The organism is Porticoccus litoralis (assembly GCF_030676955.1).
Lineage (GTDB): Bacteria > Pseudomonadota > Gammaproteobacteria > Pseudomonadales > Porticoccaceae > Porticoccus > Porticoccus litoralis.
In genome coordinates this window covers 137,518-158,905 of sequence record NZ_JAUUUU010000002.1, presented here as the reverse complement: position 1 = coordinate 158,905, position 21,388 = coordinate 137,518, and the positions used below count along the sequence as shown (strand labels likewise).

Genomic DNA, 21,388 nt, shown 5'->3' with positions numbered 1-21,388 from the left:
GGGCTTTAGCCTTATCGTCTTCTAAGCTCAGATGTCTGCGCCAAAAACCAGAGACAGTGGCGGCAGCTCATTAAAGGCTCTGCGAATATTCTCGTCCCAGCTGTGACGCAACTTCACAAGATAGGGATCATTTTCCTCAAACTTATAGTAATGGGATGTATTGGAGAGGCTGTCTGTGGGGTAAAACAGCAATTCTATGGGCGGTCCCACTGTGGCATTACTGCGCATAGTGGAATCCAGTGAAACCAGCGCACAGCGCATGGCTGTTTCATGGGGTGTAGCGGGCCTGATGATCCGGTCCAGGATAGGCTTTCCATATTTGGTCTCACCAATCTGCAAGAATGGGTACTGCTCCGAGGCCGTAATATGATTCCCCTCCGGGTAAATCATGTACAACTCGGGGTCACCGCCCTTGATCTGACCTCCCAGAATAAAGGTCGCCTCGGCATTAAAGCCACCGCCGACTGCACCACCTCTATGTTTGCCCTGCTCTCTGAGACTGAGAGAGCCCACATAATCGGCAATATCTGCCACGTAACTGGCTTTACGCAGATTAAACTCCGCATCCTCTTTCAAATCGCGCTCTATCTGGGCAACCACCGCCTGACTGGTCGCCAGATTCCCAGCGGTAACCATCATCAACTGCCGATCACCATGAATGGAAAAGCGATGCAGCTTGCTGTAGGTACTTACCCTGTCAGGACCTGCGTTTGTGCGCGAATCTGAGCAGAAAACCAATCCTTCATTTAATTTAATGGCAACACAATAGGTCATGGTGACAAGGAGGCTCCAGAGTTTGGGATGAAGGATTTTAAAAATGGGCTGAAAAGAATAATTCCTCCCCCCGATAAAAGCCATATATCAAACATCAATTATCCGATCATGGCCCACAGACAGAATGTCACCAAACTGCGCCGACAAGAAGCCACGGCACCAACATAACGCACAACCGCTGGCCAAGTTGGTGCAAAAACAGATTCACTCCCGACCTTTTTTAAAAAAAACCATACAAATCAAAACCCTGTTTTGTGGCACATAAATTGCTTTATTAGATCACTACCTTTTATTGCACAACGAGGTGCGTGTCAGATAACCCCTGACGCCCGCACCTACACCAACCGGTGCAAAAGGCGTCAGACAACTGAGAGAGATGCAATATGTCACTCATAAATGTCGTCGTCATAGGCAACGGGATGGTGGGCCACCATTATGTGGAACAACTAGCCACCTCAGACGTTTCAGCCAACATTACCGTACTCGGGGCCGAACCACGTCCCGCTTACGACAGAGTCCATCTGTCAGAATTTTTCGCCGGACGCAAACCGGAAGAGCTAGCCCTGACGACCCGTGAACATTATGAAGAGCTGGGTGTCACCGCCCATTTTGGCGACGCCGTAGTCGCCATCGACCGCGATGCCAAAATTGTCACCACAGACAGTGGCCGCACTTTTTCGTATGACAAACTGGTTATGGCCACGGGTTCCTACCCTTTTGTTCCGCCAATACCCGGTTCTGACCTCTCAGACTGTCTGGTATATCGCACCATCGACGACCTGGGCCTGATTCAGGCAAAAAGCAAAAATGCCAAAATAGGTGTCGTTGTCGGTGGCGGCCTGCTCGGACTCGAAGCGGCCAATGCGCTCCAGAACCTCGGCCTTGAAACCCACGTGGTGGAATTTGCTCCCGGTCTGATGGGGGTGCAGCTCGACGGTGGCGGCAGCTCCATGCTACGCCGCAAGATTGAAACTTTGGGCGTTCAGGTGCACACCAGCAAGGCAACCCAGGCCATTGAAGAAACAAATGGCGAGGGCGATACCCGGCTGGTAATGAAGTTTGCGGATGGTGAAACCCTAGAAACCGACGTTATCGTGTTCTCTGCCGGCATTCGTCCCAGTGACCAACTGGCAAAAGATTGCGGTCTGGAAGTCGGCCCTCGCGGGGGCATCGATGTTGACTACCACTGCCGCACCAGCGATTCCGATATTTATGCCATCGGCGAATGCGCCCTATATGGCGGTATGATCTATGGTCTGGTAGCACCCGGTTACCGCATGGCAGAGGTAGCCGTGAGTCAGCTCACCGGTGAACACAATACCTTCAAAGGGGCTGACATGAGCACCAAGCTAAAGCTGCTCGGTGTGGATGTAGGCTCCATCGGCGATTCCCACGGCAAGACCCCGGGCTCCATCGCCTATACCTTCAGCGACGAACGCGCCGAGGTGTACAAGCGCATGATCGTCAGCGCAGACGGCAAGACCGTGCTCGGCGCCGTACTGGTGGGCGACTGCTCCGACTACGACACCCTGCTGCAATATTACCTGAACGGCATCGAACTGCCGGAGAACCCGGAAACCATGATCCTGCCGGCCAGCGAAGGCGGTGCACCACTGCTGGGTGCGGCCGCCCTGCCCGCCACGGCCACCATCTGTTCCTGCCACAACGTCAGCAAAGGCGACATCATCAACGCCATTGAGGGCGGCTGCTGTTCTCTGGGGGACGTGAAGTCGACAACCGCCGCCAGCACTGGCTGTGGCGGTTGCGCCGCGCTGCTGAAGAATGTGGTGGACGACGAGATGGCCGCCCGCGGCATGGAAGTGAACAAATCCATCTGCGAGCACTATAACTTCACCCGTCAGGAGTTGTTCCACATCATCAAGGTGGAGTCCATCAAGTCCTTTAAGGATCTGATCAAGAACCACGGCAGTGGCCGTGGCTGTGAAATCTGCAAACCGGCAGTAGGGTCTATTCTCGCCTCCCTGTGGAATGACTACATTCTCGAAGAGAAGCATGTGGGTCTGCAGGACACCAACGATACCTTTCTGGCCAATATGCAGAAAAACGGCACTTACTCCGTGGTACCCCGGGTACCCGGCGGCGAAATCACCCCGGACAAGCTGATTGTGCTCGGCGAGGTCGCCAAGAAGTACAACCTCTACACCAAGATCACCGGCGGTCAGCGCATCGACCTGTTCGGCGCCCGTGTCGAAGAGCTGCCGGAAATCTGGAAAGAACTGATCGACGCCGGCTTTGAGACCGGCCACGCTTACGGCAAGGCGCTGCGCACTGTGAAATCCTGTGTCGGCAGCACCTGGTGCCGCTACGGCGTACAGAACAGTGTCGGTATGGCGATCTACGTTGAGGATCGTTACAAAGGGCTGCGCTCTCCCCACAAGCTGAAATCCGCGGTTTCCGGCTGTACCCGGGAATGTGCGGAAGCACAGTCCAAGGATTTTGGCGTGATCGCCACCGAGCATGGCTGGAATCTTTACCTGTGCGGCAACGGCGGCATGAAGCCCCGCCACGCCGACCTGTTCGCCACTGATCTGGATGACGAAACCCTGATCAAATACATCGACCGCTTCCTGATGTTTTACGTACGCACCGCCGACCGGCTGCAGCGCACCTCGGTGTGGCTGGATAACCTGGAGGGCGGTCTCGACTACCTGAAGGAAGTTGTTATCGAAGACAAGCTGGGCATCTGTGCCGAGTTAGAAGAACAAATGAACAGCATCGTCGGCACTTACCAGTGCGAGTGGAAAACCACCATTGAGGACCCGGAAAAACTGAAGCGCTTCCGCCAGTTCGTCAACGTCCCGGACGCAAAAGACGAAACCGTCGTGTTTGTTGAGGAGCGCGGTCAGGTCCGCCCCGCCAACGAAGACGAACTCCAGAACATCATCGCCAAGTCAGCGTAGGAGGAATTGCTGATGAACACTGCAGAAAACAGACTCTCTGAAAACGCGCTGGTGATATGCCAGCACGAGGACCTGATTCCCAACTCCGGTATCTGCGCACTGGTGAACGGCCAACAGGTCGCCATTTTTTACCTGCCGGAAGAAGAGCCGCAGGTCTACGCCATCGGCAATTGGGACCCTATCGGCAAGGCGAACGTGCTGTCACGGGGAATTGTCGGCGATGTCCAGGGGCGAATCGTGGTCGCCTCGCCACTCTACAAACAACATTTTGACCTCACCACCGGCGAGTGCCTGGAAAACGAAGACACGCCTGTGCCGGTTTTTCCTGTTGAATTGATCGATGGGCAGGTAATCCTTAGGGGATGATCCCGGTATAACAACAACTGAACCGAGAAAGTGCCACGCCAGTTGGATGCAAGTACCGGAAGCCCATTGTCATTACGGCAAAAAAGTGAAGGAGTGGAAATACACCACCTGTAACCACTGATCTACCGGCTGCTACATGGAGATTGGCCTTAACGAGGAAGACAAAATTGTGACCTGGCGGGGCATGCAGGTGCCGGCCTGAACCCTGCTTTCCCGGCCAAAGCTGATGCCGTGGATCTGTCCTAGAAGTTCAGTTCCACCGCCTCGCCAGCCTGCTCACTGCAGACACGACTTAGCAATTCTGGCAGGGTCTCGCCGGTTGTGGAGCACTGCCATGAAACACCATCGAAGTTGAAATGATAACCGCCGGACTTTGCCGCCACCCAGATCTGCGACATGGCCGGCTGACGGGAAATAATAACCTTTGAATCGTCGGCCTCGATGGTCAACGTCATAACTCCGGCAGAGGTTTCATAATCAATATCGACACCACAATTATCGAGCGACTCTTCGATCAACAGCATCAGATCATCGGCCAGGTCGCTGAACTCTGTTTCATTCACGATGAAAACAACTCCGAGATAGCATAGAAAAGTGATTCCCAGAGTATACGCGATTGAGTGCAACCAACTACAGCCGGTATACTCGCGGGCTTGTCATCATTCAAATTACGGGTTTTTCCATGCAACAATTTTTTGCATTGGTGCTGTTGGTAGCGCTGTCTCTCATTGGTCTGACTGGATGCGGTAACAAGGGGCCTCTGTATCTGCCGCCCGAACCGGTTGAGGAAATTCCCGCTGAGGTGGAAACACCTACAGATACCGAACCATCCTGATTGCCAACAAGACATCTAACATGACTCATTTCTCCTACCGTGACGGCGAACTGTTTGCCGAAAAGGTATCGTTGACTGCTATTGCCGAACGCTATGGCACGCCAACTTATGTCTACAGCCGTGCCGCGCTCACGGAACACTTCAGGGCCTACAGCGAAGCCCTGAACGATTACCCGCATCTTGTCTGTTATGCCGTCAAAGCCAATTCCAATATTGGGGTACTGAATATTCTGGCCAGGCTTGGCGCCGGTTTTGACATCGTCTCCGTTGGAGAACTGGAGCGAGTACTGGCTGCTGGTGGTGATGCTAGTAAAGTCATTTTTTCCGGTGTCGGGAAATTACCCCATGAAATGGCGCGCGCTCTGGAAGCTGGTATTCACTGCTTTAATGTCGAATCCGAGGCAGAACTTGAAGTGCTGAATGAAGTGGCAGGTGAATGTGGCACCGTTGCCAATATCTCACTTAGAGTGAATCCTGATGTGGATGCCAAAACCCACCCCTATATATCCACCGGGTTGAAAGAAAATAAATTTGGTATCGATATTCATCGAGCACCCGATGTCTACTCACGGGCCAGCGAGCTGCCCAACATCAATATCGTCGGAGTCGACTGCCATATCGGTTCGCAGTTGACTGACACCTCACCCTTTATTGATGCGTTGCAACGGGTGCTGGCATTGGTTGATGAGCTCTCAGCCAGAGGCATTGCATTGCAACATCTGGATCTGGGCGGTGGGCTGGGCGTTCGTTACCAGAACGAGCAACCCCCTCACCCTGCAGAATATATTGCTGCCTTGCGCCGGGAGCTGGGCGATCGTGACCTGACACTGGTGCTGGAACCGGGCCGTTCCATTGCCGCCAATGCCGGCGTGCTCCTCACCCGGGTGCAGTATTTAAAACCGGGGGATGAAAAGAATTTTGCCATCGTCGATGCCGCCATGAACGACATGATACGACCAGCTCTGTATCAGGCCTGGTTGAGCATTGATCCCGTGATCCCGAGGGAAGAAGGGAACTCACGACACTGGGACATCGTCGGCCCGGTGTGCGAAACCGGGGATTTCCTCGGCAAGGATCGGGCGCTGGCCATTGAACCCAACGACCTGCTCTGTGTCGGCTCTTCGGGTGCCTACGGGTTTACCATGAGTTCGAATTACAACAGCCGGGGTCGTGCCGCCGAAATCATGGTGGATGGCGATCAGGCTTATGAAGTACGCCAACGGGAGAGTCTTGCGGATTTGATTCGCGGCGAAACCATTCTTCCTGTATAAACGACAAGGACTGTCAGGCAGGCAAAATGAACACTCGGCGACACAATCAAAACGGCATGCTATTACGTTTTACTAAAATGCATGGACTGGGTAACGACTTCGTTGTGATCGATGGCGTTTCCCAGGGTGTCACTATGACCCCTGAGCTGGCACGCAAGCTGGGTGATCGGCGCTTTGGCATTGGCTGTGATCAGATCCTGCTGGTGGAGCCACCCACAACCCATGACGTAGATTTCCGCTACCGTATTTTCAATCAGGACGGCAGCGAGGTGGAACAGTGCGGCAACGGCGCACGCTGTTTCGCCAAATTTGTTCGCGATCGCCACCTCACCGGTAAAAGCGATATTCGGGTGGAAACGGCTTCAGGTATCATCACCCTGCATGTTCGCCGCAACAATCTGATTGAGGTGAATATGGGAGTGCCGGTTCTGGAGCCAGAGAAAATACCGTTTCTGGCCGATCACAGGCAAACCCGCTACCCCATTGAAGTGCTTGGACAACAATTGCTGGTCGGTGCCGTTTCCATGGGTAACCCCCACGTGGTGCTCAACGTGGAAAGTACAGCGACAGCACCGGTAGACACACTGGGCCCGGCGCTCGAAGGTCACGCCCTATTCCCCAACCGGGTCAATGTCGGTTTCATGGAAGTACTCAATCGCCATGAAATCAACCTGCGTGTCTACGAACGCGGCGCTGGGGAAACCCTGGCCTGCGGCACCGGTGCCTGCGCAGCAGCGGTAGCCGGTCAGTTGCAAGACCTGATAGACTCAACGGTAACCGTAAACCTGCCGGGAGGGAGCCTGGAAGTGAGCTGGTCCGGCGAAGGAGAGCCGGTCATCATGACAGGAAGCGCCACCACGGTGTTTCACGGGCGGATAAGAATATGACAACAGAACAACAAGCGCCGGCAATGGCCGATCTGGATACCGAACAGGTCAAAGCCTATCTGCAGCAGCACCCCGATTTTTTTGAAGACCATCCCGAACTACTGGAAATGATCAGTCTTCCCCACGAAAGTGGAGCGGCGGTTTCCCTGGTGGAACGTCAGATTGCAGTACTGCGTGAACGCAATCTGGAAATGCGGCAACGTCTGAATGGCATGCTCGACTCCGCCAAGGTCAATGACAAGCTGTTTGAAAAGACGAAGCGCCTGATTCTCACCCTGCTGGAAGCCGGCGACCGGCAAGCCGTGCTCGAGGCGGTTTCTACGAGTCTGGCCAGTGATTTCCAGGTCGAATTCCACAGTGTTCTGCTATTTGCAGATCAGGCCCAGGGGCTGCCATCCCCCCACACGCGGATTGTCAGCCACGAAGATGCCAAATCCCAGATTGGTACGCTGCTGCGCAACAGCCGCATCATCTGCGGGGTTTTGGGTACTGATGAACTGTCTTTCCTGTTTGGCGATGCCGCCGGCGATGTGGGATCCGTTGCAGCAGTGCCACTCATACAGGGTAGCCCTTTTGGCTTCCTCGCTATCGCCCACAGTGATCCCAACTACTATCGCAGCAGCATGGGCACACTGTTTCTCAGTTATATTGCCGAGGTCCTGAGCCGGGTCATTCCCCGGCTGGATCGCTAAAGGCTGAGTACGACTCCATGGGCAGCACACTTCCTGAGCAGCTGGCCCGGTTTGAAGAACACCTGCGTAGCGAGCGCCGACTGTCACCCTATACCGTGCAGAGCTATGGCCGCGATCTGCAAAAACTTGCTGACTGGTGTCAGCGGCAGCAACTGTCCGATCTGTCCCGACTGAATAGCCAGCATATCCGCCTCTGCCTCTCCGAACTCCACCGCCAGGGTCTCGGTGGGCGCAGCCTGCAGAGGTGGCTGTCATCATTGCGAACTTTTTTTAACTACGCACTGAAACAACAATGGGTCAAAACCAACCCCTGTGCCGGCCTTAACGCACCCAAATCGCCAAAAAAACTGCCTCGAACACTGGATGTTGATCAAGCCAACCAATTTGTCAGCACACCAGGTGATAGCTGGATAGACTGCCGGGACCACGCCATCATCGAGCTGTTCTACTCCTCTGGATTGCGTCTTTCCGAACTGATTTCTCTGAACCTGGTGGATATCGACTTCGCTGACCAGGTAGTCAGGGTCACCGGTAAAGGAAGTAAAACCAGACAGGTGCCCATTGGAAGCCACGCCATCAAGGCATTGCGGCAGTGGCTGAAACGCCGCCAGGAAAATCAGTCAGATGCGGATCAGGAAGCAGTTTTCATCTCAGCCCGCGGCAAACGCATTGCACCGCGCACAGTGCAGGAGCGCCTGCGCCTGATCAGTTTACAGCAGGGCATGCAGGGCAAGGTTCACCCTCACATGCTGCGCCACTCATTTGCCAGCCATCTGCTCGAGTCCAGCGGAGACCTCCGCGCCATCCAGGAACTACTGGGACATGCCAATTTGTCCACCACTCAGATCTATACCCATCTGGATTTCCAACACCTCTCGAAAATTTACGACCAGGCCCATCCCCGCGCTAAACGCAAAAGCGATCCGGAGTAAACGGTTCTCTTTTGCCTTTATTGTTTACATGGCAATTTAAGTAATTTTTACAAAACTTTTTCCACGCTGGGGACTCTAACCGTAGTTGCTTTGCACCCCTACACGGAGTACCTCGTGCGCCAATTACTGATTATTACCCTGGCTCTTTTTTCAATATCCTGTCTTGCCGATGATGATAACCGCCGCCTTATCTCTACTAATGGATACGGCGAAATCAAGGCCAGTGCCGATACGGCCATTATCGATCTGAGCATTCGCGCAACCCGCAAATCCGGACAGGATGCCAAGCAGGAAGTGGATGATCGCTTCAACAATTTTCTCGACCAACTGCAATCCATGTCCATTGATCGCAAGGATGTCATTGCCTCAACATTGCGCGTCTATCCCCGCTACGAACACAGCAACGGTAGCCGTCATTTCAGTGGCTATGAAGCCATCAGAACCCTGTCTGTCACCCTGCACAAGCTTGACCAACTGACCCACGTGATGGATCAAGCTTTGGCGCAAAAGCTGGAAGGCATCGATAACATTCGCTATGAGAGCAGCCTTGCGGAGGAATACCGCATGAAGGCACACCAGCAGGCGATTGAGGATTCAAAACTGAAAGCCGCCGCCCTGGCAAAAGCCTACGGCGCAGAACTGGGGCCTATCGTGCGCATTGATTACCACCGCAATACGCCCATGTATGCGTCAAAAATGCAGGATGGTATGGAGTCGGCACAGATGTTGCGCGCCGCATCATCCAGACCCGGTACTTATCTGCCGGATGAGCTGACCTACAGCGACAATATCCAGGTGGTCTTTGACCTGATCATTAACCCATAACAATAAAGTATTACCATGACCGATCTCTCTGCCATACATATGACCCCACACCGTGAGTACCAACCCAAAGTGGGTATCAGTGCCTGCCTGGCAGGCCATGCGGTGCGCTACGATGCCGGACACAAATATCACGATCTGATTATGCGAGAACTTGGACCATGGCTTGACCTACAGGTTTTCTGCCCTGAAGCTGATGCCGGGCTAGGAATACCAAGACCGCCCATCAGGCTGGTGGAAACATCGGAGGGGGCGATCTCCGCAATTGGCGTGGAAACACCTGAACTGGATGTCACATCAGCGCTTAAAGAGGGGACAAAAGGGTTTGCCTTAAAACAGGCACAGGAATTGTGTGCTTATATCGTCAAGTCCCGCTCACCCAGTTGCGGTTCAGGGTCAACGCCCGTTCACGATGAGACTGGATCAATAAGCCGGGACGGTGATGGCCTTCTGGTCAGCGACCTGAAAAAGGCCTGCCCCGGACTATTGATTATTGAAGAATCTGATCTGGATTCTGTAGAGAAGTGCCGGGCGTTCCTTGAAGAATGCTATGCATTGAGTGAACGTTAAGCTCCGGCAACTACTTAAACCGCGTCACTGCCGGTTTCACCGGTACGGATACGGATTACCTGCTCAAGCTCTGAAATAAAGATTTTGCCATCACCGATCTTGCCGGTCTGGGCAGATTTGGTGATCGCGTCCACCACAGTTTCTGCATGGCCATCTTCTACAGCAATTTCCAACTTAACCTTGGGTAGAAAATCCACAACATATTCTGCGCCGCGATACAGTTCTGTATGGCCTTTCTGGCGGCCAAAACCTTTTACTTCGGTAACTGTAATACCCTGGATACCCACCTCGGCCAGCGCCTCACGGACATCATCCAGTTTAAAGGGTTTAACAATGGCGGTAATAAGCTTCATAGGAGTTTACCTTGCTCTCTTTTCGTTGTTATTGGGATAGCGGAAAAAGATACACCTTCCTTTTGAAAATTGCACCTTTTGGGAACGTCACTAACAGGTTGTGGAGGTCTCTTACAGGCAAAAAAACAGGGGATTGACCATGCGGCCAACCCCCTGCAACCGAGAACAGGCTTACTTACCGCTTCCAGCGAACTCAGGATAGGCTTCAATGCCACATTCAGACATATCCACACCTTCGTACTCTTCCTGCTCACCAACACGGATACCCATGGTGGCTTTGATGATCGCCCAGACAATCAGGCTGGTCACAAAAGTCCAGACAAAGATCACACCGATACCGGTCAACTGACCAATCAGCGTGGCGTCTTCATTGCCTGACAAGCAAACCGCGAGGAGGCCCCAGATACCGACAACACCGTGTACGGAGATAGCACCAACCGGGTCATCGATTTTCATCTTGTCCATAGTGATAACAGCGAAGACAACTATCACACCGCCAACAGCACCGATAACTGTTGCACCGATACCACCCCAGTTCAGAGGTTCAGCAGTGATCGCAACCAGACCAGCCAATGCGCCGTTCACAGCCATGGTCAAATCCGCCTTGCCAAACACCAGGTGAGCCACAATCAGAGCAGCAATCAAGCCGCCACACGCCGCAGCGTTGGTGTTGACGAATACGTCAGCAACCGCGTTAGCTTCACCGATATCAGAAACTTTCAGCTCCGAACCGCCGTTGAAACCGAACCAGCCCATCCACAGAATGAACATACCGATAGCAGCCAGAGGCATATTGGCACCAGGAATCGCATTGATACGACCGTCAGCAGTGTATTTACCCTTACGAGGTCCAAGCAGCAGTACGCCAGCAAGTGCTGCGGCCGCACCACACATATGAACTACACCGGAACCGGCGAAATCCTGGAAGCCCGCAGCGTCAAGGAAGCCACCGCCCCATTTCCACATACCCTGCATTGGGTAGATGAAGCCAGTCATCACAACGGCAAAGGCCAGGAATGCCCACAGCTTCATCCGCTCAGCAACTGCACCAGATACGATAGACATGGCCGTTGCCACAAATACTACCTGGAAGAAGAAATCTGAAGCACCGGAGTAATAGGTATCACCGTTGCTGGCAAGCACTTCTTCTGCTGTAGCATTAGCAATAGCGTTACCAAACCAGGCATCAGGCAGAATGCCACCTTCACTGCCTCCGTACATGATGGTGTAACCCATCAGCAGGTACATGGTACAGGCGATCGCAAACAGCGCGACATTCTTGGTTAGAATTTCAGTGGTGTTTTTGGCGCGAACCAGGCCCGCTTCCAGCATGGCAAAACCTGCTGCCATCCACATCACTAGTACACCGGATATCAGAAAGTAAAACGTATCCAGCGCGTATTTGACTTCAATTATCTCAGGACTCATTGTTGTAGTCTCCCGTCTCGTTAAACCGCTTCGGCACCGGTTTCACCGGTACGGATTCGAATTACGTCTTGCAAATCCGAAATGAATATTTTGCCATCGCCAATCTTGCCGGTCTGGGCAGCCGTGGTAATCGCCTCGATGGCGCTATCGACCATTTCATCCGCAAGGGCCAGTTCCAGTTTTACCTTGGGCAGAAAGTCCACAACATATTCGGCACCGCGATAGAGTTCTGTGTGCCCTTTCTGACGACCAAAGCCTTTGACTTCTGTGACGGTCACGCCCTGCACGCCGATGGCAGCCAGTGCTTCACGCACATCATCGAGCTTGAAGGGCTTGACTACTGCTGTAATCATTTTCATCGCATTGCTCCTTAGGAAAAAACGGCACCCTGCCTGCTGACAGGGTGCCGACGGTCAATTACATGCTTTTGCTGACAGAGAAAACAACAGAGCTGTCACACCAGTCAGTGCCCCAGCATTCATCATCGTCCAGAGAGGTATCGACCCAGCTCAGCGCGAAATCAAGACCAACATAAGACTTGCTGAGAGTAATAGAGAAATCGGTGTAGCTGTCTTCGCCATCGCCCAAGAATGCTTCAGAAGCATCTTCTGCATCACTGTCATCAGAATCGAATTCGAAATCGTTGTAACCGATGTGGAAACCCAGGCCAACACCAGCGGGCAGTTCGAAGCCATAATCAGCATACACGTAGTAGAACTCACCTGTTTCCCACCAGTAATCATCGGAGTATGCAAAACCGACTGTCAGGTCACTGAAGGACAGGCTCGCGTAGAACTCTTGATAGTCCAGGTCACGGTTACCGAAACCGGCATCTACAGCATTAGAAGTCGGGTAATCGTAGTAGATGTAGCCAACGTCATAGCTGAGGCTATCAGTTAAATCACCAGCAAAACCTGCGTAGTAATCCAGCTCCATGCTCGCATCTGCATAATCAGATCCGTCATTGGTATCGAAATCAACTGTTGAAGACCAGATCCCTGCGTAGAAGCCGCTCTCAAAGCCCACATCAAAACCGCCTTGAATAGCAGGGGCAGTATCTGATTGAGAAATACCACGGAACTTATAGTCGGTGGTCAAAGTAACGTTAGCGGAAGTTTCAAAAGCCTGTGCAACATTGGCAGCCAAAGGCATGGTCAGCGCAATAGAGGTTGCAATCAGTGATTTTTTAAAAGTGTTCATATGCTTCTCCAAAAATATAAACAACAGCAAATAATTAAATAAATTCAGTGGTGCGATAGGATTTAAGGTCGCACGCCAAGGGTTAATGCATTTGGCGTGCCAACAATCTACCGCCCGAAAAGACACTAAAATCAGCAGAAAAAACTTTTTCTGCACACATGTGGTGCATTAATTTTGTAATCGGGCACAGAGAAGCACCAAAATAACGCGATATCTGTTTTCGCAAGCTTTTCCGTATCCCATCCTGTACAGCCTCGACAAAGCCACTAAAATAGGCAGCACTTATCACCATGGAATAAACGTTGTGAAGCCAGACCAGTTACTCCATCAGTTCCTGCAGCAGTTAAATGCCGTGATATCCCCGGGCGCAGACGTACTGGGGAAGGAAGCTCAGCAGAAAATCAAGGCGGCGGCACAGGCCACATTTGACAAACTGGACCTGGTGACCAGGGACGAGTTTGATGCCCAGCGCGCTGTGCTCGCGCGTAGTCGCGAAAAAATTGAACAGATGGAAAAACTGCTGGCTGAGCTGGAAGCGCGCCTGGAAAATCAGCAAAACTAACCCGTCATCGTCCGGCGAAGGAGAAAATCGCAGGCTATGACGCACCGCTAGAGAGCACTACCAAGGAGGGTAGTCATGGCACTGGCCATTGTTCACAGCCGGGCAAAAATCGGCGTTGATGCACCATCAGTTACCATTGAGGTCCACCTGTCCAACGGTTTACCCGGGCTGACCATTGTCGGTATGCCCGAGACCGCAGTGAGGGAAAGCAAGGACCGTGTCCGCAGCGCCCTTTTGAACTCCCACTTTGAATTTCCAGCCCGACGCATCACGATCAATCTGGCACCTGCCGACCTCCCCAAGGAAGGTGGGCGCTTTGATCTCGCCATAGCTTTAGGCATTCTCGCAGCCTCAGAACAATTGCCAGCAGAGCAACTCGCTGACACTGAGGTCATTGGCGAACTGGCGCTTTCCGGCGAACTGCGCTCTATTGACGGAGTGCTGCCCACCGCCCTTGCCTGCGCCAGAGCCGGAAAAAGCCTGATCGCACCCATAGGCAATGCCAGCGAGGCAGCACTCAGCAAGAATACGGTTGTCTACGGTGCTCAACATTTACTGGAGGTTTGTGCGCACCTCAACGGCAAGCAACCTCTAGTACCCAGTACGACGAGCATCCCGGGATCAATCGACGTTCCTGCAGGGGATATCAGCGATATTGTCGGCCAGCATCAGGCCAAACGCGCTCTGGAAATTGCTGCAGCCGGTGGACACAACCTGCTATTTAAGGGCCCACCGGGTACCGGTAAAACCATGCTGGCTTCACGCCTGCCCAGCATCCTGCCACCGCTCTCGGCAGACGAGCTGCTGGAAGTTGCAGCCATCCACTCTGTGGCCGGCCTGGGACTTCGCAGTGCTCTGTCACAACCCCCCTTTCGCTCACCCCACCACACGGCCTCGGCTACCGCGCTGGTTGGAGGTGGCAGTGTGCCCAGGCCAGGGGAAATTTCTCTGGCCCATCACGGCGTTCTGTTCCTGGACGAACTTCCGGAATTTCCCCGCAAAGTGCTGGAAGTACTGCGTGAGCCCCTGCAGTCGGGGGAAATCATGATCTCCAGAGTACAGGCGCAAACCCGCTACCCGGCCAGATTTCAACTGGTTGCCGCCATGAATCCCTGCCCCTGTGGTTATCAGGGAAGCGAACGCTGTCGCTGCACCCCGGACCAGGTGCGCCGTTACCGGGAAAAAATTTCCGGACCATTACTGGACCGCGTAGACCTTCAGGTAGATGTGCCGGCCCTGCCTAGCAAGGAGCTCATGCAGGGCAACCCGGAAAGTGAACGCAGTGACGTGGTGAGACAACGGGTCACACTGGCCAGAGACAAACAGAGGCAACGAAACAATGTGCTTAACAGCCAACTGAGCAGTCAGCAGCTCCAGCGGTACTGTCCATTGCAAGCTGATCAAAAACAGTTGCTCCAACGGGCCAGCGAGCGAATGGATCTTTCCGCACGAGCCATCCATCGCGTCCTGAAAGTGGCCAGAACTATTGCCGACCTGGAATCGAGCGAAACCATAGAGGTCACTCACCTCAGTGAAGCACTTAGCTACCGCTACAAATTCAGTCATTGATTTCTACCACGTCACAGTGGCAATCTTGATGACATTGCCACGAAAATGACACGTGGCCAGTGGTAAAGTCCACACAAACTGAGGATCAATACGTGGCCGAAAAACCGGACAGAACCATCTCCAAGGTGATCGATGAGCTCGACAACCTGATCGCTGAAATACCCCGCCTGAACGATGACACCGTTAACAAAGTTGATACCCGCCTCCGCGCCATCATCGGCAAAAGCGCCAAGGGACTATCGCCCATACAGATGATCCTCGCCTATACGGACTGGCTGGCACACCTGTCCATCTCCCCGGCGCGCCGGGTACAGCTTTTACAGAGCTTCGCGGAAAAAGTGCTGTATCTGACCACATCAACTGCACGTCAGCTGGCGGAACGTTCCGAGGAACCCCTGCCCCGCTCTTCCTCCCTGTTCAAACATGAGCTGTGGAAGAAATTACCCTTCAACATGATGGCCAGGAGTCACGGCCTGGTAATGGAATGGTTGCGGGAAGCCGATACCGAAGTGCCCGGCATGGATCGACTCAATGTCGAGCTGGTCAATTTCATGAACGAGCAGTTGCTTGATATCGCCTCTCCTTCCAACTTCTTGCCCACCAACCCCGAGGTACTCAAGGTCACCTGGGATAACAAAGGAAAGAACCTGCTGGAAGGCATTGGCAACATGCAGCGGGATATCCAGAAAAAACTGCTCAAAGATGATCGCCCGGATATGGGCGACTACAAGGTGGGCGAGAACCTCGGGGTCACCCCGGGCCAGGTGATTTATCAAAACCACCTTATTGAGGTCATCCAGTACAGCCCGGCAACAGAAACAGTCGCAAAAGAGCCACTGCTGATCGTCCCCGCCTGGATCATGAAATACTACATTCTCGACCTGCTGCCGGAAAATTCCATGGTGAATTATCTGGTTGGCCAGGGCAAAACTGTATTTATGATCTCCTGGAAAAACCCTGACAAGGACGACCGCGAGCTGGACCTGGATGATTACCTTAAACACGGTTTTCTCGCAGCTCTAGATGCCGTCAAAGCCGTGGTTCCCGACACTAAAATCAACACCATGGGGTATTGCATCGGCGGTACCCTGCTTTCCATTGGCGCGGCTTATTTGGCCAGAGAAGACGACGACAGCCTGAACAGCGTCACCCTGTTGGCAGCACAGGTGGATTTCACCGAAGCCGGAGAGATTACTCGCTTCCTCGGCGCCAGCCAGCTGGCATTCCTTGACAGCATGATGTGGACCGACGGCTACCTTGAAGCAGCCAGTATGGGCGGTGCCTTTAAAGCACTGCGAGCCCAGGACATGATCTGGAATCCCGCCGTGGAACGCTACTACATGGGCCGGGAGTCAAAACCCATTCCACTGATGGCCTGGAATGCCGATGGCACCCGAATGCCCGCAGCCATGCACAGCCGCTACCTGCATGAACTCTTCGTGGAAAACCGCCTGACGCAATGCAAATTCCTGATCGATGACAAGCCCATTGCTATTCAGGATGTTCGCGTGCCGTTTTTTGTAGTCGGCACTACCGCCGATCACGTTGCACCCTGGGTATCTGTTTACAAAATACATCACATCGCACGCAGTGATATCACCTTCCTGCTCACCAGCGGCGGCCACAACGCCGGTATCGCCTGTGGCCCGGAACACCCCCGGCGCACTTACCAGGTGGCGTTTCGGGAGTCCACCGACAAGTACATCGACCCCGACAGCTGGGTGGCATCGCAGGAAACACACACCGGCTCCTGGTGGCCTGTGCTTGACCTGTGGCTCGACCAGCAGTGCAGTGAAGAAGTGGCACCACCCCCCATCGGCGCACCTGATCAGGGTTACAACGTGTTGTGGCCGGCGCCGGGAAAATACGTGTTTGGATAATGCCACTCAAGCACTGGCATTCTGATGCCCGGTTGCTACAATCCGCCGCCCGACAAACTCACCATTGGCTGACCAGCTTTGACGACGCTGAATCCACAACAACGCGCTGCCGTTAAATACATTGACGGGCCCTTGCTGGTACTGGCCGGTGCGGGCAGCGGTAAAACCAGTGTGATCACCCAGAAAATTGCCTACCTGATCCAGCAATGCGGCATCAGCGCCCGTCATATTGCCGCGGTGACCTTTACCAACAAGGCCGCCAGGGAAATGAAGGAACGCGCAGGCAAGCTGGTCAAGGGTAATGAAGCCAGCGGCCTGACAGTTTCCACTTTCCACAACCTCGGCCTGAATATTATCCGTCGAGAAATCAGACAGCTGGGATACAAACCGGGGTTTTCCATTTTTGATGCCGAAGACGGGAAAACACTGCTGCGTGAGTTGATGGTCAAGAGCTCCGACCTGGATTCAGATCACCTTGACCTGATGCAACACCAAATATCCCAGTGGAAGAATGATTTACAGACACCGGAAGACGCACTCTCAAAAGCCGGCAGTGGCGGCGAGCAGGCCATGGCCTTGGTCTACAAGCGCTACACGGAAGCACTGCGCGCCTATAACGCCGTGGATTTTGACGACCTGATTCTTATCCCTACGCTGCTGTTCCAACGGTCTCCAGAGACTCTGGAAAAATGGCAGAACCGGATTCGCTACCTACTGGTGGACGAATACCAGGACACCAACTTTGCCCAGTACCAACTGGTAAAACTTCTGGTGGGCACTCGCCGCTCTCTGACCGTGGTCGGCGATGATGACCAGTCCATCTATGCCTGGCGTGGTGCCCGACCTGAAAACTTGCAACAGCTGCAGGATGACTTCCCGGAACTTCATGTGATCAAACTGGAACAGAATTATCGTTCCACCGGGCGTATTCTGCGAGCGGCCAACCGCCTGATCGACAATAACCCCCACCTGTTCAGCAAGGCTCTGTGGAGCGAACTGGGACCTGGGGATCCACTGCGGCTGATTCGCACCGATAACGAAGATGCGGAAACGGAGCGGGTGGTGAATGAAATTATCAACCTGCGCCTGCGAAAAAGCTGCCACTACCGTGACTTCGCCGTACTCTACCGTGGCAATCACCAGGCTCGATTACTGGAATTGAAACTCCAGGCTCAGGGAGTTCCTTACCACCTCAGTGGCGGCACTTCGTTTTATGCCCGCACGGAAATCAAAGACATCATGGCCTACCTGAGGCTGATGGTGAACAGTGCCGACGACAACGCTTTCCTGCGCATTATTAACACCCCTCGTCGCCAGATCGGGACCAGCACACTGGAAAAGCTGGGCACCTATGCGAACCAGAGGGAAATCCCCCTGATGGAAGCCATTGACGAGGTGGGGTTTCAGTCCCAACTGTCGCCACAACACCTGGAACGCCTACAGCGTTTCCGCCACTGGATAGAACAGGTGGCGCGCCAATGCAGCAACGGCGACCCTGTGGCGGCGATAAAGGAGATGATCGACGACATCGATTACGAGGGATGGCTGCATCAGAACGCCAGCAGCTCAGCAGTGGCCGAAAAGCGCATGGAAAATGTTCACTTCCTGGTAGCACAAATCAAACAGCTGTTGCTTAAGGATGACTTGGATATTCCGGGAGAAGAAGGCAGTGGCGACACCGCCGTGGAAGATGCCATTGCCAAACTGATTCTGCGAGACCTCCTCGACCGCCAGGAAGAGGACTCCGCCGATGACAAAGTGCAACTAATGACACTACATGCGGCAAAAGGCCTGGAATTTCCCCACGTATTTCTGATTGGCATGGAAGAGGGGATACTCCCACACCGAAACAGCATTGACGAAGAGAATATTGAAGAGGAGCGGCGCCTTGCCTATGTCGGTATCACCCGCGCGCGCTTGACCCTGACCATGACCATGGCGGCACGGCGTAAATTGTTCGGGGAAGTCTCGGAAACCACGCCAAGCCGTTTTCTCGACGAGCTACCCCAGGAAGATCTGGAAACAGAGGGTATGGGTAATAGCGATCCGGAAGTCGGTAAAAAGAAAGGCCGGGAATCTCTGGATGCCTTGAAAGGCCTGTTTGCTTAATCGAGCTTAGCAACCTGCTGAAAAACAAACTTTCTAATTACTGCGCTATTCTCACTGCGGCTGATCGAGTAAGCGTCCTGGCCATGTCCAGGCCTGAACTCGAAAACGCCGACGAAAGCGAATGCGCAGACTGTATTAAAACCCTGTTTGCCGACATCAACGGAAATGGGATTTTTCTCCCTCATCAATTCGTTGCGCAGGCCTACAGCGGTTTATTGCAAGAAGCCGCTGAACTGACCTCATCATTGGGCATCAGCCAAAATAGCTAAAGGGTCAACCCTGCTATAAATAAAATGGCAGGGCCGACCTCAGGCTGATCTCCTCTGCAGAAAGATCACAACCATAGGCCAGCACTTCCACACCGGCATCCATCGCTTCCCGTAAAGTCTGCCCGTACACCGGATCAATCTCATCCGCTGGCCCCACCGATTGCGCACCGCTGTGTTGTACACAGAAGACCAGTACGGCCCGGTGCCCCTGCTCCACCATCGCCATCAACTCCCGCAGGTGTTTGGCTCCCCGAGTTGTGACTGCATCCGGAAATAGTACGCGCCCATCTCCAACACCCAAGGTAGTATTTTTCACTTCCACGTAGCAGCGCCGCTCGCCGTCGATCAACAACAGGTCGATACGGCTGTTCTCATCCCCGTACTTCACCTCAGGGCGAATTTCACTGTACTCCTGCAACTCGGCGATCACCCCACTCTCAATGGCTTCACGCACCAGCTTGTTGGGCCGCCCGGTGTTCACCCCGGCAAGAAATCCATCCGGTGTGCTGGTAATTTCCAGAGTACCGGGCAACTTGCGTTTCGGGTCATTGGAACGGGAAAACCAACATGGAGTTTCCGGTGCCCAGCAGTTCTTCATGGAACCGGTGTTGGGACAATGAATGGTCATCTCTTCACCATTTGCTAAGCGGATGTCCGCAAGAAAGCGCTTATAGCGCTTCAGCAATATTGCCTGCTCCAGTGGCGGCTCTATCTTCATAACTTCTTTATCCTTTTAACGCCCGTCGCAAACGATCTACTGCCACCTCCAGCCGCGGCAATGATTCCGTATAGGCAAAGCGAATATGTTGGCGGGCCTTGTGATGCCCAAAGTCAGTCCCCGGCGTGCAGGCAATGCCGTGCTCACGAAGCAACTGCCAGCAGAACGCCTCGCAATCATCAGTAAAGGTGGAGACATCGGCATAAAGATAAAAGGCACCCTCAGGCACACGATCAATACGAAACCCCAGTTCTCGCAGGGCCGGCAGTAAAAAATCACGACGCGCCTGGAAGGCCTGACGCCGTTGCTCAAGAATCTCTCGAGTGTCCGGTTGAAATGCGGCCAGCGCGGCATACTGGGCAATACTGGGGCTGGCGATATAAAAATTCTGCGCCATCACGGTCAGGGTATCGATCACTGGCTCGGGGACGACCATCCAGCCAAGCCGCCAGCCGGTCATGCCGAAGTACTTGGAAAAGCTGTTAATGACAAACAGGTCGTCGGCCACAGACAGTGCTGAGCTCAATGGCACATCACTATAGGTCAGACCATGGTAGATCTCATCAACGATCAAGATCCCCTGTTGCGCCTTCACCTGACGATAAAGCTCCGCCAGTTGCTGTTGATCTATCACGGTACCGGTTGGGTTACTCGGAGAAGCCACCATAGCGGCCACCGAATTGGGGCGCCAGTATTCCTCCACACTGGCGGCACTGAGCTGGTAATTCTCATCCGGCCCCACCGGCACCAACTGCGGCTCGGCATCCAGGCGTCTCACAAAATTGGCATTACAGGGATAGCCCGGGTCGGCCAGTAACAACCCGTCGCCGGGATTCAGCAATAGCTCACAGACCATACCCAGCGCCGCACTGCTGCCGGTAGTAACAATCACGCGGCGAGCATCAATCGCGACCTCGTACTGTTCTGCGTAGAAATCGGCAATGGCCTGACGCAGCTCGGGAATCCCACAGGAAGGGGTATAACCCGTGCGCCCCTCCGTCATAGCCACCCTGGCGGCTTCGAGAATTGGCGCAGCGGTTTCAAACCGCGGCTCGCCAATTTCCATGTGAATAATATCCCGCCCCTGCGCTTCAAGAGACTGTGCCGCCTCTAGAAAATCCACCACTTTAAAGGAGGTGAGGTTGCGGGTGCGGTTGGCCAGTTTCGTCACTGCAGCTCCATCATGATCAGGGAATGCCATTCTCAAGCAAGGCTATGGCACGGCATTAT

General features: G+C 53.7%; 22 protein-coding genes. 14 read left to right on the top strand and 8 right to left on the bottom strand.

Annotated elements, in window-relative coordinates:
* Positions 1 to 27: 27 nt before the first annotated feature.
* Entirely contained in the window at positions 28 to 774 is a 747-nt protein-coding gene (locus Q8A57_RS05065; RefSeq protein WP_305169902.1) for a proteasome-type protease, read from the bottom strand.
* Positions 775 to 1,157: 383 nt separating this feature from the next.
* Between Q8A57_RS05065 and nirB the strand changes: the two genes are divergently transcribed.
* Both nirB and nirD read left to right on the top strand, forming a co-directional pair.
* A complete protein-coding gene (nirB, locus tag Q8A57_RS05060) occupies positions 1,158 to 3,695 on the top strand; it encodes a nitrite reductase large subunit NirB (RefSeq protein ID WP_305169901.1) in 2,538 nt (845 codons plus the stop codon).
* Positions 3,696 to 3,707: 12 nt separating this feature from the next.
* Positions 3,708 to 4,061, top strand: coding sequence for a nitrite reductase small subunit NirD (gene nirD, locus Q8A57_RS05055; RefSeq protein ID WP_305169900.1), 354 nt, complete (start codon positions 3,708 to 3,710; stop codon positions 4,059 to 4,061).
* Between the two features lie 242 nt (positions 4,062 to 4,303).
* Here the strand turns inward: nirD and cyaY are convergent, their stop codons facing one another.
* Entirely contained in the window at positions 4,304 to 4,624 is a 321-nt protein-coding gene (gene cyaY / locus Q8A57_RS05050; RefSeq protein WP_305169899.1) for an iron donor protein CyaY, read from the bottom strand.
* A 119-nt stretch (positions 4,625 to 4,743) separates the two neighbouring features.
* Here cyaY and lptM point away from each other — a divergent pair, with 119 nt between their 5' ends.
* The 7 genes from lptM (at position 4,744) to Q8A57_RS05015 (ending at position 10,070) form a co-directional block, all read left to right on the top strand.
* Positions 4,744 to 4,896, top strand: a complete 153-nt coding sequence (gene lptM / locus Q8A57_RS05045; RefSeq protein WP_305169898.1) for an LPS translocon maturation chaperone LptM — start codon at positions 4,744 to 4,746, stop codon at positions 4,894 to 4,896.
* A 20-nt stretch (positions 4,897 to 4,916) separates the two neighbouring features.
* Positions 4,917 to 6,167, top strand: coding sequence for a diaminopimelate decarboxylase (gene lysA, locus Q8A57_RS05040; protein WP_305169897.1), 1,251 nt, complete (start codon positions 4,917 to 4,919; stop codon positions 6,165 to 6,167).
* Positions 6,168 to 6,223: 56 nt separating this feature from the next.
* Positions 6,224 to 7,054, top strand: a complete 831-nt coding sequence (gene dapF / locus Q8A57_RS05035) for a diaminopimelate epimerase (RefSeq protein ID WP_305170153.1) — start codon at positions 6,224 to 6,226, stop codon at positions 7,052 to 7,054.
* Positions 7,051 to 7,746 carry a DUF484 family protein gene (locus Q8A57_RS05030; RefSeq protein WP_305169896.1) on the top strand — a complete coding sequence of 232 codons (696 nt, stop codon included), beginning with the start codon at positions 7,051 to 7,053 and terminating at the stop codon, positions 7,744 to 7,746. Before dapF ends, Q8A57_RS05030 begins: the two co-directional genes overlap by 4 nt.
* 17 nt (positions 7,747 to 7,763) lie before the next feature.
* Positions 7,764 to 8,678: a tyrosine recombinase XerC gene (xerC, locus tag Q8A57_RS05025; RefSeq protein WP_305169895.1), complete on the top strand. Its 915-nt coding sequence runs from the start codon at positions 7,764 to 7,766 to the stop codon at positions 8,676 to 8,678.
* 114 nt (positions 8,679 to 8,792) lie between these two features.
* On the top strand, positions 8,793 to 9,503 hold the full coding sequence (locus Q8A57_RS05020; RefSeq protein WP_305169894.1) for an SIMPL domain-containing protein: 711 nt from the start codon (positions 8,793 to 8,795) through the stop codon (positions 9,501 to 9,503).
* Between the two features lie 15 nt (positions 9,504 to 9,518).
* Positions 9,519 to 10,070 carry a 2-thiouracil desulfurase family protein gene (locus Q8A57_RS05015; protein WP_305169893.1) on the top strand — a complete coding sequence of 184 codons (552 nt, stop codon included), beginning with the start codon at positions 9,519 to 9,521 and terminating at the stop codon, positions 10,068 to 10,070.
* A 14-nt stretch (positions 10,071 to 10,084) separates the two neighbouring features.
* Here the strand turns inward: Q8A57_RS05015 and glnK are convergent, their stop codons facing one another.
* From glnK to Q8A57_RS04995, 4 genes are all read right to left on the bottom strand, one after another.
* Complete coding sequence (gene glnK, locus Q8A57_RS05010; protein ID WP_305169892.1) at positions 10,085 to 10,423, bottom strand: P-II family nitrogen regulator; 339 nt, start codon at positions 10,421 to 10,423, stop codon at positions 10,085 to 10,087.
* A gap of 171 nt (positions 10,424 to 10,594) precedes the next feature.
* Positions 10,595 to 11,851, bottom strand: a complete 1,257-nt coding sequence (locus Q8A57_RS05005; protein WP_305169891.1) for an ammonium transporter — start codon at positions 11,849 to 11,851, stop codon at positions 10,595 to 10,597.
* Positions 11,852 to 11,871: 20 nt separating this feature from the next.
* Positions 11,872 to 12,210 (bottom strand): P-II family nitrogen regulator, encoded by a 339-nt coding sequence (locus tag Q8A57_RS05000; RefSeq protein WP_305169890.1) that lies wholly within the window; start codon positions 12,208 to 12,210, stop codon positions 11,872 to 11,874.
* A 58-nt stretch (positions 12,211 to 12,268) separates the two neighbouring features.
* The gene (locus Q8A57_RS04995) at positions 12,269 to 13,207 is read right to left on the bottom strand and encodes a TorF family putative porin (protein WP_305169889.1); all 939 of its coding nucleotides are present in this window, start codon (positions 13,205 to 13,207) and stop codon (positions 12,269 to 12,271) included.
* Between the two features lie 148 nt (positions 13,208 to 13,355).
* On the opposite strand from Q8A57_RS04995, the gene Q8A57_RS04990 reads away from it, so the two are divergent.
* The 5 genes from Q8A57_RS04990 (at position 13,356) to Q8A57_RS04970 (ending at position 19,440) form a co-directional block, all read left to right on the top strand.
* Positions 13,356 to 13,613, top strand: coding sequence for an accessory factor UbiK family protein (locus tag Q8A57_RS04990; protein WP_305169888.1), 258 nt, complete (start codon positions 13,356 to 13,358; stop codon positions 13,611 to 13,613).
* A 75-nt stretch (positions 13,614 to 13,688) separates the two neighbouring features.
* Positions 13,689 to 15,182 carry a YifB family Mg chelatase-like AAA ATPase gene (locus tag Q8A57_RS04985; RefSeq protein ID WP_305169887.1) on the top strand — a complete coding sequence of 498 codons (1,494 nt, stop codon included), beginning with the start codon at positions 13,689 to 13,691 and terminating at the stop codon, positions 15,180 to 15,182.
* A gap of 92 nt (positions 15,183 to 15,274) precedes the next feature.
* Positions 15,275 to 17,062 (top strand): PHA/PHB synthase family protein, encoded by a 1,788-nt coding sequence (locus Q8A57_RS04980; RefSeq protein WP_305169886.1) that lies wholly within the window; start codon positions 15,275 to 15,277, stop codon positions 17,060 to 17,062.
* A 78-nt stretch (positions 17,063 to 17,140) separates the two neighbouring features.
* On the top strand, positions 17,141 to 19,171 hold the full coding sequence (gene rep, locus Q8A57_RS04975; RefSeq protein WP_305169885.1) for a DNA helicase Rep: 2,031 nt from the start codon (positions 17,141 to 17,143) through the stop codon (positions 19,169 to 19,171).
* An 83-nt stretch (positions 19,172 to 19,254) separates the two neighbouring features.
* Positions 19,255 to 19,440, top strand: a complete 186-nt coding sequence (locus Q8A57_RS04970) for a hypothetical protein (RefSeq protein WP_305169884.1) — start codon at positions 19,255 to 19,257, stop codon at positions 19,438 to 19,440.
* Between the two features lie 13 nt (positions 19,441 to 19,453).
* Here Q8A57_RS04970 and sfsA read toward each other — a convergent pair whose 3' ends face one another.
* Together sfsA and Q8A57_RS04960 are read right to left on the bottom strand one after the other, a co-directional pair.
* A complete protein-coding gene (sfsA, locus tag Q8A57_RS04965; protein WP_305169883.1) occupies positions 19,454 to 20,158 on the bottom strand; it encodes a DNA/RNA nuclease SfsA in 705 nt (234 codons plus the stop codon).
* Positions 20,159 to 20,165: 7 nt separating this feature from the next.
* Positions 20,166 to 21,329 (bottom strand): pyridoxal phosphate-dependent aminotransferase, encoded by a 1,164-nt coding sequence (locus Q8A57_RS04960; RefSeq protein WP_305169882.1) that lies wholly within the window; start codon positions 21,327 to 21,329, stop codon positions 20,166 to 20,168.
* Positions 21,330 to 21,388: the final 59 nt, after the last annotated feature.

What these genes read in the sequence shown, in the direction of transcription:
- Q8A57_RS04985 (WP_305169887.1), top strand. Translation starts at nt 13,689, where the DNA reads ATGGCACTGGCCATTGTTCACAGCCGGGCAAAAATCGGCGTTGATGCA.
- lptM (WP_305169898.1), top strand. Translation starts at nt 4,744, where the DNA reads ATGCAACAATTTTTTGCATTGGTGCTGTTGGTAGCGCTGTCTCTCATT.
- lysA (WP_305169897.1), top strand. Translation starts at nt 4,917, where the DNA reads ATGACTCATTTCTCCTACCGTGACGGCGAACTGTTTGCCGAAAAGGTA.
- nirB (WP_305169901.1), top strand. Translation starts at nt 1,158, where the DNA reads ATGTCACTCATAAATGTCGTCGTCATAGGCAACGGGATGGTGGGCCAC.
- xerC (WP_305169895.1), top strand. Translation starts at nt 7,764, where the DNA reads ATGGGCAGCACACTTCCTGAGCAGCTGGCCCGGTTTGAAGAACACCTG.
- Q8A57_RS04970 (WP_305169884.1), top strand. Translation starts at nt 19,255, where the DNA reads ATGTCCAGGCCTGAACTCGAAAACGCCGACGAAAGCGAATGCGCAGAC.
- dapF (WP_305170153.1), top strand. Translation starts at nt 6,224, where the DNA reads ATGCTATTACGTTTTACTAAAATGCATGGACTGGGTAACGACTTCGTT.
- glnK (WP_305169892.1), bottom strand. Translation starts at nt 10,423, where the DNA reads ATGAAGCTTATTACCGCCATTGTTAAACCCTTTAAACTGGATGATGTC.
- Q8A57_RS05015 (WP_305169893.1), top strand. Translation starts at nt 9,519, where the DNA reads ATGACCGATCTCTCTGCCATACATATGACCCCACACCGTGAGTACCAA.
- Q8A57_RS05030 (WP_305169896.1), top strand. Translation starts at nt 7,051, where the DNA reads ATGACAACAGAACAACAAGCGCCGGCAATGGCCGATCTGGATACCGAA.
- sfsA (WP_305169883.1), bottom strand. Translation starts at nt 20,158, where the DNA reads ATGAAGATAGAGCCGCCACTGGAGCAGGCAATATTGCTGAAGCGCTAT.
- Q8A57_RS05000 (WP_305169890.1), bottom strand. Translation starts at nt 12,210, where the DNA reads ATGAAAATGATTACAGCAGTAGTCAAGCCCTTCAAGCTCGATGATGTG.
- Q8A57_RS05005 (WP_305169891.1), bottom strand. Translation starts at nt 11,851, where the DNA reads ATGAGTCCTGAGATAATTGAAGTCAAATACGCGCTGGATACGTTTTAC.
- Q8A57_RS05065 (WP_305169902.1), bottom strand. Translation starts at nt 774, where the DNA reads ATGACCTATTGTGTTGCCATTAAATTAAATGAAGGATTGGTTTTCTGC.
- nirD (WP_305169900.1), top strand. Translation starts at nt 3,708, where the DNA reads ATGAACACTGCAGAAAACAGACTCTCTGAAAACGCGCTGGTGATATGC.